This window comes from Photorhabdus laumondii subsp. laumondii, from assembly GCF_003343245.1.
Classification (GTDB): Bacteria; Pseudomonadota; Gammaproteobacteria; order Enterobacterales; family Enterobacteriaceae; genus Photorhabdus; species Photorhabdus laumondii.
The window spans coordinates 1,462,603-1,479,852 of sequence record NZ_CP024901.1 but is presented as its reverse complement, the minus strand read 5'-3'; the positions used below and the strand labels follow the sequence as shown (position 1 = coordinate 1,479,852).

8 protein-coding genes, 2 tRNA genes and 3 rRNA genes are annotated in these 17,250 nt (G+C 44.1%); 5 read left to right on the top strand and 8 right to left on the bottom strand.

Annotated elements, in window-relative coordinates; translation table 11 throughout:
- The first annotated feature begins 11 nt into the window (after positions 1 to 11).
- Complete coding sequence (pssA, locus tag PluTT01m_RS06545) at positions 12 to 1,367, top strand: CDP-diacylglycerol--serine O-phosphatidyltransferase (RefSeq protein ID WP_041379979.1); 1,356 nt, start codon at positions 12 to 14, stop codon at positions 1,365 to 1,367.
- Positions 1,368 to 1,870: 503 nt separating this feature from the next.
- Here the strand turns inward: pssA and rrf are convergent.
- The 8 genes from rrf to rluD form a co-directional block, all read right to left on the bottom strand.
- A 5S ribosomal RNA gene (gene rrf / locus PluTT01m_RS06540) occupies positions 1,871 to 1,986 on the bottom strand.
- Between the two features lie 119 nt (positions 1,987 to 2,105).
- A 23S ribosomal RNA gene (locus tag PluTT01m_RS06535) occupies positions 2,106 to 5,014 on the bottom strand.
- A gap of 162 nt (positions 5,015 to 5,176) precedes the next feature.
- Positions 5,177 to 5,252 (bottom strand) — tRNA-Ala (locus PluTT01m_RS06530).
- A gap of 129 nt (positions 5,253 to 5,381) precedes the next feature.
- Positions 5,382 to 5,458 (bottom strand) — tRNA-Ile (locus PluTT01m_RS06525).
- 68 nt (positions 5,459 to 5,526) lie between these two features.
- A 16S ribosomal RNA gene (locus tag PluTT01m_RS06520) occupies positions 5,527 to 7,071 on the bottom strand.
- The 16S, 23S and 5S rRNA genes sit together here with 2 tRNA genes alongside, the layout of an rRNA operon.
- Before the next feature lie 438 nt (positions 7,072 to 7,509).
- Positions 7,510 to 10,083: an ATP-dependent chaperone ClpB gene (gene clpB, locus PluTT01m_RS06515; RefSeq protein WP_011145594.1), complete on the bottom strand. Its 2,574-nt coding sequence runs from the start codon at positions 10,081 to 10,083 to the stop codon at positions 7,510 to 7,512.
- Positions 10,084 to 10,216: 133 nt separating this feature from the next.
- Positions 10,217 to 10,948: a purine nucleoside phosphorylase YfiH gene (yfiH, locus tag PluTT01m_RS06510; RefSeq protein ID WP_011145593.1), complete on the bottom strand. Its 732-nt coding sequence runs from the start codon at positions 10,946 to 10,948 to the stop codon at positions 10,217 to 10,219.
- Positions 10,949 to 11,926, bottom strand: coding sequence for a 23S rRNA pseudouridine(1911/1915/1917) synthase RluD (gene rluD / locus PluTT01m_RS06505; protein ID WP_011145592.1), 978 nt, complete (start codon positions 11,924 to 11,926; stop codon positions 10,949 to 10,951).
- Between the two features lie 138 nt (positions 11,927 to 12,064).
- Between rluD and bamD the strand changes: the two genes are divergently transcribed.
- The 4 genes from bamD (at position 12,065) to PluTT01m_RS06485 (ending at position 15,788) form a co-directional block, all read left to right on the top strand.
- Positions 12,065 to 12,796, top strand: a complete 732-nt coding sequence (gene bamD / locus PluTT01m_RS06500) for an outer membrane protein assembly factor BamD (RefSeq protein WP_041380725.1) — start codon at positions 12,065 to 12,067, stop codon at positions 12,794 to 12,796.
- A 287-nt stretch (positions 12,797 to 13,083) separates the two neighbouring features.
- On the top strand, positions 13,084 to 13,446 hold the full coding sequence (gene raiA, locus PluTT01m_RS06495; RefSeq protein ID WP_011145590.1) for a ribosome-associated translation inhibitor RaiA: 363 nt from the start codon (positions 13,084 to 13,086) through the stop codon (positions 13,444 to 13,446).
- Between the two features lie 269 nt (positions 13,447 to 13,715).
- Positions 13,716 to 14,873 carry a bifunctional chorismate mutase/prephenate dehydratase gene (gene pheA / locus PluTT01m_RS06490; protein ID WP_011145589.1) on the top strand — a complete coding sequence of 386 codons (1,158 nt, stop codon included), beginning with the start codon at positions 13,716 to 13,718 and terminating at the stop codon, positions 14,871 to 14,873.
- 468 nt (positions 14,874 to 15,341) lie between these two features.
- The gene (locus PluTT01m_RS06485) at positions 15,342 to 15,788 is read left to right on the top strand and encodes an H-NS histone family protein (RefSeq protein WP_011145588.1); all 447 of its coding nucleotides are present in this window, start codon (positions 15,342 to 15,344) and stop codon (positions 15,786 to 15,788) included.
- Positions 15,789 to 17,250 lie beyond the last annotated feature (1,462 nt).

Below are 17,250 nucleotides of genomic sequence, written 5' to 3'. Positions count from 1 at the left end.
AGCGCACTGTGATGTTGTCTAAATTCAAACAAGCTAAACATCAACAACACCTTGCACAACTGCCTAAGCTACCTCAGTCAGTTGCTGATGTTAAAACACTTTATCAACCTGAAGTGTTCCGCAGCACCCTGCTGGAAAAAATTGCTAACGCTGAAAAACATATTTATATCATCTCCCTCTATCTGGAAAATGATGACGCAGGGAAAGATATCCTTAATGCACTTTATACAGCTAAACAACAACGCCCAGACTTGGACATTAAAGTGCTCGTTGACTGGCATCGAGCACAACGTGGACGAATTGGTGCTGCTGCAATAGTAACGAATGCCGATTGGTATTGTTCTATGGCAGAAGCTTATCCTGATGTGAAAATTCCAGTACTAGGTGTACCTGTAAATACCCGCGAAGCACTGGGTGTTTTACATTTAAAAGGTTTTATCTTTGACGATACTGTAGTTTATAGCGGAGCAAGCATTAATGATGTTTATCTCCACCAACATGATAAATATCGCTATGATCGCTACCACTTGCTTCACAATGCAGAACTTGCAGAAGCAATGAAACACTTTATTGATAATCACATTATCGCTACAGGAGCCGTGCAGAAACTGGATTGTAAAAACCGTCCTCGTATTCCTGAAATTAAAAATTTGATCCGTCAATTACGTTTTTCTCTGCGGCACACTACCTATAAAATAAACAATCAGGCAACGAATGATGAACTATCTGTCACTCCACTTGCCGGTCTGGGAAAGAAAAATCTACTAAATAAAACCATTAGTCATCTGATCGCCAGCACAGAACAAAAGCTGATTATTTGCACTCCGTATTTTAATCTTCCAGCCATCATTGTCCGGCGGATCGTTCATCTACTTCGTAAAGGTAAACATGTGGAAATTATTGTTGGTGATAAAACTGCCAACGATTTTTATATTCCACCGGAAGAACCCTTTAAAATTATCGGTGCATTACCCTATTTATATGAAATTAATCTGCGCCGTTTCATCAGTAGACTACAGCGTTATGTTGACAACAATCAACTGACTATCAGGTTATGGAAAGATGGTGATAATAGCTACCACCTAAAAGGTGTGTGGGTGGACAATCAATGGCAATTGATTACAGGAAATAATCTTAATCCTCGTGCCTGGGGACTGGATTTAGAAAATGCCATTCTTATTCACGATCCTCATAAAGAAATGCAGGAGCAACGTACAAAAGAACTGCACTGTATCCGTACTCATACTACGGTTGTCAGTGATTATCAGGAATTGGACAGCATCCAGCTTTACCCAGTCAAAGTACGTAAACTTATCCGCCGTTTACGTCGCATCCGGGTAGACAAACTGATTAGTCGTATTCTGTAATTGAATCGATAAAGCGAATTATCTTTTCTAAATAAAATCTCCTGATATTGAATAATTTCGGGAGATTTTTACCATCGAACTTTAATTTGATAAATCTCAAATTTTCTTAAATAAGAGTAATATTCAAAAGTACGTAAATCTAGATTTATACCCGTTATCTTTCAAGTTGCCTCTTTGTTGGCTGCGCGCTCTCACCCCGGTCACATCGTTATCTATGCTCCCGGGGATTCGCTCCCTTGCTGTCGCAATGCATCTTGAAATTAGGGTATAGAGAGAAATTTTTGTCATGCTCGGCTAAGCTTAGGATAACATGACTCATTTTCTTTCCCATCAGTTCAAAAAGTTATTTAAATTATTTTTTATGCCTGCTATTACTATAATATATTTTAATTATTCAAGACTGATAAACAAACTATCTGTTTCTTAAAGGGAATAAGTAAATAAATAATACCTTAAAACGCAAAAACCCCCAGCTTTCGCTGAGGGTTTCTACGGTATTTAAAGCCTGGCAGTGTCCTACTCTCACATGGGGAGACCCCACACTACCATCGGCGCTACGGCGTTTCACTGCTGAGTTCGGCATGGGGTCAGGTGGGACCACCGCGCTATCGCCGCCAGGCATATTCGGTTTTCTTCCGGCCGTTGTCGCTCTTCTGCCACAACCACCCGAATCAATCTCTGAACAAGCGAAAAATCTCTCTCTGCTGTCTTCCGACACCAAAACACCTTCGGTGTTGTAAGGTTAAGCCTCTCGGTTCATTAGTACTGGTCAGCTCAATGCATCGCTGCACTTACACACCCAGCCTATCCACGTCTTCGTCTTAAACGTTCCTTCCGTGACCTCAGTCAGGGGAAGACTCATCTCAAGGCAAGTTTCCCGCTTAGATGCTTTCAGCGGTTATCTCTCCCGCACTTAGCTACCGGGCTATGCCATTGGCATGACAACCCGTACACCAGCGGTGCGTCCACTCCGGTCCTCTCGTACTAGGAGCAGCCCCTTTCAATCTTCCTGCGCCCACGGCAGATAGGGACCGAACTGTCTCACGACGTTCTAAACCCAGCTCGCGTACCACTTTAAATGGCGAACAGCCATACCCTTGGGACCTACTTCAGCCCCAGGATGTGATGAGCCGACATCGAGGTGCCAAACACCGCCGTCGATATGAACTCTTGGGCGGTATCAGCCTGTTATCCCCGGAGTACCTTTTATCCGTTGAGCGATGGCCCTTCCATTCAGAACCACCGGATCACTAAGACCTACTTTCGTACCTGCTCGAACCGTCACTCTCGCAGTTAAGCTGGCTTATGCCTTTGCACTAACCTCACGATGTCCGACCGTGATTAGCCAACCTTCGTGCTCCTCCGTTACCCTTTGGGAGGAGACCGCCCCAGTCAAACTACCCGCCAGACACTGTCCCCGGCCCGGTTTACGGGCCCAGGTGAGAACATCGAACATTCAAGGGTGGTATTTCAAGGATGGCTCCATGCAGACTGGCGTCCGCACTTCTCAGCCTCCCACCTATCCTACACATCAAGGCTCCATGTTCAGTGTCAAGCTATAGTAAAGGTTCACGGGGTCTTTCCGTCTTGCCGCGGGGACACTGCATCTTCACAGCGAGTTCAATTTCACTGAGTCTCGGGTGGAGACAGCCTGGCCATCATTACGCCATTCGTGCAGGTCGGAACTTACCCGACAAGGAATTTCGCTACCTTAGGACCGTTATAGTTACGGCCGCCGTTTACTGGGGCTTCTGTCAAGAGCCTCGCCTTGCGGCTAACCCCATCAATTAACCTTCCAGCACCGGGCAGGCGTCACACCGTATACGTCCACTTACGTGTTTGCACAGTGCTGTGTTTTTAATAAACAGTTGCAGCCAGCTGGTCTCTGCGACTGGCTTCAGCTCCGGAGGCAAACTCCTTCACCTACCGCCAGCGTGCCTTCTCCCGAAGTTACGGCACCATTTTGCCTAGTTCCTTCACCCGAGTTCTCTCAAGCGCCTGAGTATTCTCTACCTGACCACCTGTGTCGGTTTGGGGTACGATTCAATATGACCTGGTGCTTAGAGGCTTTTCCTGGAAGCCGGGCATCAACCACTTCACCGCCGTAGCAGCTCGTCATCACGCCTCAGTGTTCACAGAAGAGCGGATTTGCCTGCTCCTCCCACCTACACGCTTAAACCGGGACAACCGTCGCCCGGATGGCCTAGCCTTCTCCGTCCCCCCTTCGCAGTCACATTCAGTACAGGAATATTAACCTGTTTCCCATCAGCTACGCCTCTCGGCCTCACCTTAGGGGTCGACTCACCCTGCCCCGATTAACGTTGGACAGGAACCCTTGGTCTTCCGGCGAGCGGGTTTTTCACCCGCTTTATCGTTACTTATGTCAGCATTCGCACTTCTGATACCTCCAGCAGGCCTCACAGCGCCACCTTCTCCGGCTTACAGAACGCTCCCCTACCCAATAACACTTGCGTGTCACTGCCGCAGCTTCGGTGCATGGTTTAGCCCCGTTACATCTTCCGCGCAGGCCGACTCGACCAGTGAGCTATTACGCTTTCTTTCAATGATGGCTGCTTCTAAGCCAACATCCTGGCTGTCTGGGCCTTCCCACATCGTTTCCCACTTAACCATGACTTCGGGACCTTAGCTGGCGGTCTGGGTTGTTTCCCTCTTCACGACGGACGTTAGCACCCGCCGTGTGTCTCCCGTGATACCATTCTTCGGTATTCGCAGTTTGCATCGGGTTGGTAAGCCGGGATGGCCCCCTAGCCGAAACAGTGCTCTACCCCCGAAGATGAATTCACGAGGCGCTACCTAAATAGCTTTCGGGGAGAACCAGCTATCTCCCGGTTTGATTGGCCTTTCACCCCCAGCCACAGGTCATCCGCTAATTTTTCAACATTAGTCGGTTCGGTCCTCCAGTTAGTGTTACCCAACCTTCAACCTGCCCATGGCTAGCTCACCGGGTTTCGGGTCTATACCCTGCAACTCTTTCGCCCAGTTAAGACTCGGTTTCCCTGCGGCTCCCCTATCCGGTTAACCTTGCTACAGAATATAAGTCGCTGACCCATTATACAAAAGGTACGCAGTCACCCTGATTAATCACGGCTCCCACTGCTTGTACGTACACGGTTTCAGGTTCTCTTTCACTCCCCTCGCCGGGGTTCTTTTCGCCTTTCCCTCACGGTACTGGTTCACTATCGGTCAGTCAGGAGTATTTAGCCTTGGAGGATGGTCCCCCCATCTTCAGACAGGATTTCTCGTGTCCCGCCTTACTCATCGAACTCACAGCCATACCATCTTCGAGTACGGGGCTGTCACCCTCTCTCGCCGGCCTTTCCAGACCGTTCCTCTGATGCTATCGCTGATGCAGGTTCTGGGCTCCTCCCCGTTCGCTCGCCGCTACTGGGGGAATCTCGGTTGATTTCTTTTCCTCGGGGTACTGAGATGTTTCAGTTCCCCCGGTTCGCCTCATTAACCTATGAATTCAGTTAATGATAGTGCAACGCATTGCACTGGGTTTCCCCATTCGGACATCGCCGGCTCTGTCGCTTCATATCAGCTCACCGACGCTTTTCGCAGATTAGCACGTCCTTCATCGCCTCTGACTGCCTAGGCATCCACCGTGTACGCTTAGTCGCTTAACCTCACAACCCGAAACTGTCTCGGACTGTTCAGCTTGAGAGACACCTCAACAATACCTCGGGGGTATTATTGAGTATTTCAATTTTTCAGCTTGTTCCAGATTGTTAAAGAGCAAAATAATTCGCAGCATACTGTCGCCAATATACTCTGAATTAGGTTGAATATGGTGGAGCTAAGCGGGATCGAACCGCTGACCTCCTGCGTGCAAGGCAGGCGCTCTCCCAGCTGAGCTATAGCCCCATACAGAAATAGACCGTCATCGCCTGTTCAGTCAACTCGCTTAACCTCCGGGGATTTCAACGCGAGTAACGCAGTGTGCGCGAGCACATGAGTCACGCAGCGTCTGGAAGACCCAGGGATAAGTAGAGTTGGTAGGCCTGAGTGGACTTGAACCACCGACCTCACCCTTATCAGGGGTGCGCTCTAACCACCTGAGCTACAAGCCTATCGCGATAACGTTTTCTCTTCTTTCATCAGACAATCTGTGTGAGCACTGCACTCAACCTCTCTCAGGTAAGGAGGTGATCCAACCGCAGGTTCCCCTACGGTTACCTTGTTACGACTTCACCCCAGTCATGAGCCACAAAGTGGTCAGCGCCCCCCTTTCGGTTAAGCTACCGACTTCTTTTGCAACCCACTCCCATGGTGTGACGGGCGGTGTGTACAAGGCCCGGGAACGTATTCACCGTAGCATGCTGATCTACGATTACTAGCGATTCCGACTTCATGGAGTCGAGTTGCAGACTCCAATCCGGACTACGACAGACTTTGTGTGTTCCGCTTGCTCTCGCGAGGTCGCTTCACTTTGTATCCGCCATTGTAGCACGTGTGTAGCCCTACTCGTAAGGGCCATGATGACTTGACGTCATCCCCACCTTCCTCCGGTTTATCACCGGCAGTCTCCTTTGAGTTCCCACCTTCACGTGCTGGCAACAAAGGATAAGGGTTGCGCTCGTTGCGGGACTTAACCCAACATTTCACAACACGAGCTGACGACAGCCATGCAGCACCTGTCTCTCAGTTCCCTAAGGCACTTCGCTGTCTCCAGCAAATTCTGAGGATGTCAAGAGTAGGTAAGGTTCTTCGCGTTGCATCGAATTAAACCACATGCTCCACCGCTTGTGCGGGCCCCCGTCAATTCATTTGAGTTTTAACCTTGCGGCCGTACTCCCCAGGCGGTCGATTTAACGCGTTAGCTTCGGAAGCCACCGTTCAAGACCGCAACCTCCAAATCGACATCGTTTACAGCGTGGACTACCAGGGTATCTAATCCTGTTTGCTCCCCACGCTTTCGCACCTGAGCGTCAGTCTTCGTCCAGGGGGCCGCCTTCGCCACCGGTATTCCTCCACATCTCTACGCATTTCACCGCTACACATGGAATTCTACCCCCCTCTACGAGACTCCAGTCAACCAGTCTTAGATGCCATTCCCAGGTTGAGCCCGGGGATTTCACATCTAACTTAATTGACCGCCTGCGTGCGCTTTACGCCCAGTCATTCCGATTAACGCTTGCACCCTCCGTATTACCGCGGCTGCTGGCACGGAGTTAGCCGGTGCTTCTTCTGCGGGTAACGTCAAAGTCCAGCCCTCTTCAGGCTAAACCCTTCCTCCCCGCTGAAAGTACTTTACAACCCGAAGGCCTTCTTCATACACGCGGCATGGCTGCATCAGGCTTGCGCCCATTGTGCAATATTCCCCACTGCTGCCTCCCGTAGGAGTCTGGGCCGTGTCTCAGTCCCAGTGTGGCTGGTCATCCTCTCAGACCAGCTAGAGATCGTCGCCTAGGTAGGCCATTACCCTACCTACCAGCTAATCCCATCTGGGTTCATCCGACGGCGTGAGGCCCTTTCAGGTCCCCCACTTTGGTCTCGCGACATTATGCGGTATTAGCCACCGTTTCCAGTGGTTATCCCCCGCCCTCGGGCAGATCCCCAGACATTACTCACCCGTCCGCCGCTCGTCAGCAAAAGCGCAAGCGCTTTCCTGTTACCGCTCGACTTGCATGTGTTAGGCCTGCCGCCAGCGTTCAATCTGAGCCATGATCAAACTCTTCAATTTAAAGTTTGATGCTCAAAGAATTCTGACTAATTATTTCGTAATGAATTAACTGTTGTTCACTCTTCAAGACTTTAAAACGTATTTTTTTGTGATACGGTCTTGTGAGTGCCCACACAGATTGTCTGATTAATTGTTAAAGAGCAGGCTGACATAAAAAATAATATTCTCGTTCAGCCGGGCTGCGTATACTACGCTGTTCGCCCGCAGAGTCAAGCACTGATTATCGCTTTCTCTGCCCGACCTCACAATGTTTATCAGCGTTGTGTCGGTCAGTGGTGGCGCATTATAGGGCGTTCTTTGACGCTGGCAAGCATTTAATTACAAAAAGAATCCATTCGAACATCAATTAAGCAAAAACAAGGCTAGATTGCGATTTAATGCGCAATATGATAAAAAAAGAGGCAGTTTCCTGCCCCTTATCTCTCGTTAAATATAACGTTATTGCTTTGCTACGATATGGCTATTTTCCACATCCAGAGTAACTGGTTTTCCTGGCAATAGTTGGCCGGAAAGTATCTTTTGAGCTAGTGGGTTTTCGATTTCCTGCTGGATAGCTCGCTTCAATGGCCGTGCTCCGTAAACAGGATCGAACCCGGCTTCTGCCAATATTTCCAACGCTTGCTGAGTAATCGTAACCTGATAACCACGTTCTTCCAGTCGCTTGTATAAACGTTGCAATTGGATATCTGCAATCGCTGACAAATGCCGACGCCCTAATGGATGGAATACAACAGCTTCATCAATACGGTTAATAAATTCAGGTCTGAAATTATGGCTAACAATTCCCATCACTATATCTTTCATTTCATCATAATTTAGACTACCAAAACGCTCTTGGATCATGTCCGACCCGAGATTAGAAGTCATGATGACAACCGTGTTACGGAAATCGACAGTACGACCTTGCCCATCAGTCAATCGACCATCATCCAGCACCTGTAATAAGATATTGAATACATCCGAGTGCGCTTTTTCCACTTCATCAAGCAAAATAACGGAATAAGGTCGACGACGAACCGCTTCTGTTAGATAACCACCTTCTTCATAACCAACATATCCCGGCGGTGCTCCTACCAACCGTGATACGGCATGTTTTTCCATAAATTCAGACATATCGATACGCACCATTGCATCATCGCTGTCAAACAGGAAATTCGCTAACGCCTTACACAACTCAGTTTTACCAACACCGGTTGGACCAAGGAACAGGAATGAGCCAATCGGCCGGTTTGGATCAGCCAATCCAGCACGGCTACGGCGAATCGCATTAGATATTGCATTGACTGCCTCATCCTGACCAATGACACGTTTATGCAGCTCTTGCTCCATGCGCAACAGTTTATCTTTTTCACTCTCAAGCATTCTGGCAACAGGAATACCCGTCCAACGAGCAAGAATGTCTGCAATTTCCGCATCGGTAACTTTGTTACGAAGCAGTTTCATATGCTTACTTTCAGCTTGTGTGGCTGCGGCAAGTTGTTTTTCCAATCCAGGTATTTTTCCATACTGAATTTCAGACATCTTCGCTAAATCACCACTGCGGCGTGCCTGTTCTAAACTGATACGGGCATTTTCCAATTCCGCTTTTATGTGCTGAGTACCCGTAAGTGCTGCTTTTTCAGCTTTCCACTCTTCTTCTAGTTCAGAGTATTCGCGTTCTTTTACGAGCAGCTCTTCATTAAGCATTTCAAGCCGTTTTTTACTGGCATCATCAGACTCTTTTTTCAGCGCCTGCTGTTCCAACTTCAATTGGATAACCCGGCGTTCCAAACGGTCCAGCGCTTCCGGTTTTGAATCCATTTGCATACGTAAACTGGCACCCGCTTCATCGATCAAGTCGATAGCTTTATCCGGCAACATACGGTCCGAGATATAACGATGAGATAATGTTGCTGCCGCGACAATTGCAGGGTCGGTAATTTGTACATGATGATGTAACTCATAACGCTCTTTCAGACCGCGCAAAATAGCGATAGTGTCCTCTACGGAAGGTTCTGCAACATAGACTTTTTGGAAACGGCGTTCCAGCGCTGCATCTTTTTCAATATATTGACGATATTCATCCAGTGTTGTTGCACCAACACAGTGAAGTTCACCACGGGCCAAGGCGGGTTTTAACATGTTACCAGCATCCATTGCCCCATCAGCCTTACCGGCACCAACCATAGTATGCAATTCGTCAATAAACAGAATGACATTGCCTTCCTGTTTAGCAAGGTCATTCAACACACCTTTCAAACGCTCTTCGAATTCACCACGATATTTAGCCCCTGCTAACAGCGCGCCCATATCCAAGGAAAGGACTCGCTTATTTTTCAACCCCTCAGGAACTTCACCATTAATGATTCGTTGAGCAAGCCCTTCCACAATGGCAGTTTTACCAACCCCGGGTTCACCAATTAAAACCGGGTTATTTTTGGTACGGCGTTGTAATACCTGAATGGTGCGGCGAATTTCTTCATCACGGCCAATCACCGGATCAAGTTTGCCTTGTTCAGCACGTTCAGTGAGATCAATAGTGTATTTTTTCAGGGCTTGGCGTTGATCTTCCGCTCCCTGATCATCAACTTTTTCACCACCACGCATTTGTTCTATTGCCTTAGTGATTTTTTCTTTTGTTGCGCCAACAGCTTTCAATATGTCACTTAATGTGCCACGTTCTTCCAATGCTGCCAGAACAAATAATTCAGAGGAGATAAAATTATCCCCGGCTTTTTGTGCCAGTTTGTCACACAGATTTAAATGACGAACTAAGTCATTGGATGGTTGTACATCACCACCAATACCCTGTACCCGCGGCAAGCGTTCTAAAGCCAGCTCAAGCTGATTGCTGAAACGGCCCGCATCGATTCCAATTGACGTTAATAATGGGCGAATAGAGCCACCCTCTTGTTTTAACAGTGAACTCATTAAGTGAATTGGTTCGATGAACTGATTATCATGCCCAAGTGCAAAGGACTGGGCGTCAGCGAGAGCAAGCTGGAATTTATTAGTAAGACGATCCAGACGCATAACACCTCCAATACTATTCAGAATTTTGCTACTGGAGATTAAATGAGGCCATTCCTCAAATATTCAAGGTTATTCTGAAAAGCAAATTGTGAGATATTCTCTCATGCGCCAACGGATCGCCCTACGGGATAGGTTATATCAGCCAGATTAAAGTTGCCATACGTCCGGTGATCCCATCACGACGATAAGAGAAAAATTTCTCTTTATTACTGACAGTACATTCATCCCCGCCAAAAATCGCTTTCACACCAACAGATTGCAATTTTAACTTTGCCAACAAATAGATATCCGCTAAATACTTTTCGCCAAAAGGTATAAAAGCTCGACTCAAATCAGCATGCTGGATAGTGAACGCGTGCAAAACTTCATTGCCCACTTCAAATTTTTCCGCACCAATTGCCGGCCCTAACCAAGCTTGGATCTGATGAGGTTTAGCGTTAAATTGAGCAATCGTGTTTTCCAGTACGCCGGCGCATAAACCTCGCCACCCCGCATGGGCAGCCGCAACCTCATCACCAGCCGAACTGCAAAATAGTACAGGCAGGCAATCTGCTGTCATCACAGCACAAACCTGCCCAGGAATATGGGTATAAACAGCATCAGCTCTATTATCTTCCAGTGGCTGACCATTGAGTCTCACAACACGCGTACCATGAACTTGTTCTAGCCAGACGGGTTGCTGAGGCAGTTCCGCCATTTTCGCTAGAATATGCCTGTTTTGTTCAACAACATCCGGTTTATCACCCACATGCTTACCCAGATTCAGGCTATCGTAAGGTGATAAACTTATTCCCCCTAAGCGGGTAGAACTACAGGCTTTTATTGTCGTCGGTTGTGGCCAGTTTGGAAAAATAAGCGAAGTCATTTACCAATCCATTTCGTCTTTAAATGCTTCTGCATCTGCTTTTAATGCCTTAATCAGCATCACCATATCGTCAGGTAATTCCGCATGCCATTCCATTTCAATGCCGGTTATCGGATGATAAAGACGCAGCATCGTGGCGTGCAATGCCTGACGATCAAAGTTACGCATTACCTCGCGAAACTCATCAGAAGCCCCTTTCAAAGGACGAGGACGACCACCATATAAAGGATCGCCCACCAACGGGTGACTAATATGGGCCATGTGAACACGTATCTGGTGCGTTCTACCGGTTTCCAGTCTCAGCCGCAGACGAGTATGTGCCCTAAAATGTTCCATTACCCGATAATGGGTAATAGCCGGTTTGCCCATTGGATGCACTGCCATATGTGTTCGTTTTGTTGGATGACGAGAAATTGGCTCTTCAACCATTCCACCCGCTGTCATACGACCTGTCGCCACCGCTTCATATTCACGGGTAATTTCGCGTAGTTGGAGTGATTCGACTAAACGCGTTTGAGCGGGAACCGTTTTAGCAATAACCATCAGCCCTGTCGTATCTTTATCAAGACGGTGAACAATGCCTGCCCGAGGGACATCGGCGATTTCAGGATAATGATATAACAGTGCATTCAATACCGTACCATCTGGGTTTCCTGCTCCCGGATGGACAACCAAATCACGCGATTTATTTATGACTAGAATGTCATCATCTTCATAGACAATATTTAACGCAATATTCTGAGGTTCCCAACGCGCATCTTCTTCAATGATGGCATCAATGGCAATTTCTTCACCTCCCAACACTTTTTCTTTTGGCTTATTGATTAATTTGCCATTAACCTGAACTCTGTCATCCAAGATCCAATCTTTTATGCGTGATCTTGAATAATCAGGGAACAATTCAGCCAAAGCCTGATCTAAACGTTGACCGAGCTGAGATTCGGCGACTGTTGTATTAAGTCGTATTTGTTGTGCCATATATTGTTTCTACACTTACGTTGAGTTTTGACGGCAGAGCCGTTTAATTTAATATAGTGTGCTATTGTAACTCGATCTTTTGCCGGGAGCTTCATGGATAGTCTCCCAGAAAAACACTCAGAGGATAATCAACACGTGATGATACGCATAAAATATCTGGTGGCGGCAGCCACATTGAGCCTGGCACTTTCCGGGTGCGCTGGTAATAAGAATGCTGTCCCCGACAGCCCACCTGCGGAAATTTACTCTAAGGGTCAGGAAAAGCTGCAAAAAGGTAGCTATCCCGATGCGATCAAGCAATTGGAAACCCTCGATAATCGCTATCCATTTGGCCCCTATTCGCAGCAAGTACAACTCGATCTGATTTATGCTTATTATAAATCCTCTGACCTGCCAATGGCTCTCGCTTCTATTGACCGTTTCATACGCCTGAATCCAACTCACCCCAACATCGATTATGTTCTGTATATGCGTGGATTAACTTCACAAGCATTGGATAACAGTCCATTGCAAAGTTTCTTCGGCATTGACCACTCAGATCGTGATCCTGAACACGCCAGGGTAGCATTCAAGGATTTTAGTCAATTAGTACGCTATCATCCTAACAGCCTGTATACTGCCGATGCTATTAAGCGTTTAATGTTTATCAAAGAGCGCCTGGCAAAATATGAACTTTCTGTTGTGGAATATTATAACAAACGTGGTGCCTATGTCGCGGTGGTAAATCGAATTGAACAAATGTTACGTGATTACCCTGATACACAGTCAACTCTCGAAGCGCTGCCTTACATGAAAAGCGCTTATACACATTTAGGTTTAATCGCTCAGGCAGATAAAGTAGCAAAACTCATTGCTGCTAATCCGGTATAAAAAAGCAGACAATAAAACAGCGGTTGGTGCCGCTGTTTTATTTTTACTTATCAAATCCCAAAAAGACCGCTTATCAATTAGGATGAATAAAAGACTCAACTTGTCAATAGTGTCTCATTAGCTTCAATCCTGCAATAGATATTCTCCGTATTTTTACCACTAATCACAATTACTTCAACTAGTTGTCTCATACCTGATCAAATAGTGATTTAGATCACCTTTTTCATGAAAAAGAAATGTATGCTGAAATTATTGAAGGTGGATAATCAATAATGAGAGGTAACTATATGATAGTGAATATTACCAGCAAACAAATGGAGATTACCCCGGCAATTCGCAACCACGTCGAAAAACGGTTAAACAAACTAAATAAATGGCGAGTAAATCTAATAAATCCTCATATTATTCTATCAAAAGGGCCTCAAATTTTTAGGGCTGATGCAACCATAAGTACACCAAATGGTATGTTAGTTGCCGGTGCAAAGCATGAAGATATGTATATTGCTATCAATGAATTATTAACAAAACTGGAGCGCCAATTGAATAAAGTACAGCATAAGGGAGAAGCACGCCGTACTGACAACAGTGTTAAAGAATCAAACCTTAATCTAGAAACACCACTAGAAACAGAACCAGAAATATCACAATAAAATAACAATGACTTGCCTCTAACGCGTCCAACTTGGACGCGTTTTTTGTTGACAGAAACAACAACATAAGGTTAATTAACAAAAACCACCGTAAACCCTTATCCAGTGCGGACGGCTGCCGATAACATGGGAAGCTTCGCCCGATTGAGCAAAGAGCAGTCACACAAACTATGAATATGAGAATATGATGAATACAGCGCCTCCCCATCGGGAGGCTTTTTTCTGTCCATTGCAAACCTAATTATTATCAGAATGTAAGGAACCCATTTATGGATCAAAATAATTTGCTGAAAATACGGGAAAAAGTCAGCGAACTTGATTTAAAGTTACTGATTTTATTAGCAGAGCGTCGCCAATTAGCTTTTGATATTGCCCAAACTAAGTTACAGGATAATCGCCCTATCAGAGACAAGGATCGCGAACGAGAACTACTAGATGTTCTGATTAAAAAAGGAAAAAGCTACGGGCTTGATGGCTTTTATATTTCTCGTCTCTTTCAGATGATCATTGAAGATTCCGTCCTCACTCAACAAGCATTATTGCAGCAACACCTAAATCAAACACCCCAAGATTCAGCACGTATTGCATTCCTCGGTCCTAGAGGTTCCTACTCTCATATCGCAGCCCGCCAATATGCCGCCCGCCATTTCAATCAATTAATTGAATGTAGCTGCCATAAGTTCCAGGATATCTTCTCCTTGGTTGAAACAGGCCAAGCGGATTACGGAATGTTACCCATTGAAAATACCAGCTCGGGTTCCATCAATGATGTTTATGACTTATTGCAACATACCAATTTGTCAATTGTGGGAGAAATAACCATTCCTATTAACCATTGCCTACTCGTTGCAACAGACACAACGCTATCGGAGATCAAAACGGTTTACAGTCACCCTCAACCATTCCAACAATGTAGCCAATATATTAATCAATTCCCGCATTGGAAAATTAAATATTGCGAAAGCACTGCCGCAGCGATGCAAAAAGTCGCCGAACAGAATTCACCAGAAATTGCAGCGTTAGGGAGTGAAGCGGGCGGTGCACTTTATCAGTTACAGGTTCTGGAACAGAATCTCGCAAATCAATCACATAATATTACTCGTTTTATTATTGTTGCCCGTCAGCCTATCGAAGTTGCAGAACAAGTACCGGCCAAAACGACATTTATTATGGCAACCGGACAGCAGGCAGGAGCACTGGTAGATGCGCTAATGGTGCTGAAAAAACATAATATTATTATGAGTAAACTGGAATCCCGCCCGATCAACGGAAATCCGTGGGAAGAGATGTTTTATATTGATGTCCAAGCTAATATTCGTTCAATTAATATGCAACACGTTCTGAAAGCATTGGCGAAAATCACTCATTCATTAAAGGTATTGGGATGTTACCCTACAGAAAGCGTGGTACCGGTTAACCCCTCCTGATTAAAAAGAACCGGGTATTAAAATATCCGGTTCAGATTATTGGCTTTTAATATTTTGATTATCAATGAGAAAACTTTTACTGCCTTTAACCTTCGGTTTAAAGGCTTTTTATTTATTTCGTAAACCCCGACTTTCTCAGGCTAAATAATATAGGTTATCGTTTTTCGTGCCATCTAAAAATAAGGAATTAAAAAACTCCCACTTATTCACGTAGGATAAATACGTTTTATCTGAATGTGATAAAACCGGTGTTAATAAAAACCACGTTTTATCTATCACCACGGTTTTAAAACCTGGGAAAAAACGGCAAGCATATCGTGAAAAAGAAGGCAAAAACTTTAATCATTAAAGGTAAAACAGAAATGATTAAAGTTTTTTTAAAGCAAGTAAAAAATCCGGTGTTATACTGACACCGGAAGAGAAAACATCAGAAAAGACAAGTTTTAAACTTATTAACAAGGTGACAAAATGACAACATTAACCATAGAACAAGAATATGAGATTGTATCAAAACATTTATCAAGAATGTCCGTGTTAAGAAGATTTGCTCAAACAAAAGATGTTGAATGGTTAGAAGATGTTTACAAAGCATTAGAGATAGTCGTTCAAGACAGCAAAGAAACCTTCAGATTAATGAGTTTAGAAGCGGAACAAAAAGAACAAAAACGTTTAGAAATATTAAGGCTGATTGAAGAAACCGGCCTTAATCTTAAAACCATTAACATACCTATTACCCTCTCTGATTTTAAACCTAAAAAATCAAATGCAGGAAAAGGAAAGACGAGAAAACCTAAGTATCAGTTTAACGAGAATGGAGAAGTTAAATACTGGTCAGGAAACGGAAAAAAACCATCAGGTTTACAAAAACTACTCAATGAAGGTCATTCATTAAATGAATTTTTAATTAAAAAATAAAAAACCTCAGAATGAGAATAACCTCACAAGTTTTAATCTTATTTACTTTCCTTTTTTGCTTGCATTCGCTTTTTGGGGCGTTCGCAAGCGCCTTTTTATCGGTGATTAACTCGGTTATTAATCAAAAAAGTGTTAAAAAAACAGATATCCATTAATGCCAAATTTTTAAAAAGTAAGGGGCATCTAAATAAAGCCTATTCCCGCCATATTTAATTTATTCATCAGCGATGCTATATCCCAATTATTTTACGAAGCAAGTTATAAAAATAACGCAATAAAAAAGGGTAAAACATGGTTAAACCCGTATACCGATTAAATCCAGAAGTTAACACCATGACGTTTAATAATAATTTAAAAACTGCCGATCGTAAAACCATCAGTAAAAAATAAGAAATAAAAACCGATTTTGTTAATGCTTAAAACGAATATGATTAATATTCATTGAGCGTAAAACACCGACATACCATGATGGTTAAACTTAATAAAAAAGGGCATTAAAAGAGGGAAAAACAACTGTTAAAAGGGGGTTAAAACACGATTAAAACCGTATGCCGATTAAACCCAGAAGTTAACACCATGACGTTTAATAATAATTTAAAAACTGCCGATCGTAAAACCATCAGTAAAAAATAAGAAATAAGAAATAAGAAATAAAAACCGGTTTTGTTAATGCTTAAAACGAATATGATTAATATTCATTGAGCGTAAAATACCAACATACCATGATGGTTAAACTTTAATAAAAAAGGCATTAAAAGAGGGAAAAACAACTGTTAAAAGGGGGGGTTAAAACACGATTAAAATCGTATGCCGATTAAACCCAGAAGTTAACACCATGACGTTTAATAATAATTTAAAAACTGCCGATCGTAAAACCATCAGTAAAAAATAAGAAATAAAAACCGGTTTTGTTAATGCTTAAAACGAATATGATTAATATTCATTGAGCGTAAAACACCAACATACCATGATGGTTAAACTTTAATAAAAAAGACATTAAAAGAGGGAAAAACAACTGTTAAAAAAGGGGGGGTTAAAACACAATTAAAATCGTATGCCGATTAAACCCAGAAGTTAACACCATGACGTTTAATAATAATTAAAAAACTGCCCATCGTAAAACCATCAGTAAAAAATAAGAAATAAAAACCGATTTTGTTAATGCTTAAAACGAATATGATTAATATTCATTGAGCGTAAAACACCAACATACCATGATGGTTAAACTTTAATAAAAAAGGCATTAAAAGAGGGAAAAACAACTGTTAAAAAGGGGGTTAAAACACAATTAAAACCGTATGCCGATTAAACCCAGAAGTTAACACCATGACGTTTAATAATAATTTAAAAACTGCCCATCGTAAAACCATCAGTAAAAAATAAGAAATAAAAACCGGTTTTTTTAATGCTTAAAACGAATATGATTAATATTCATTGAGCGTAAAACACCGACATACCATGA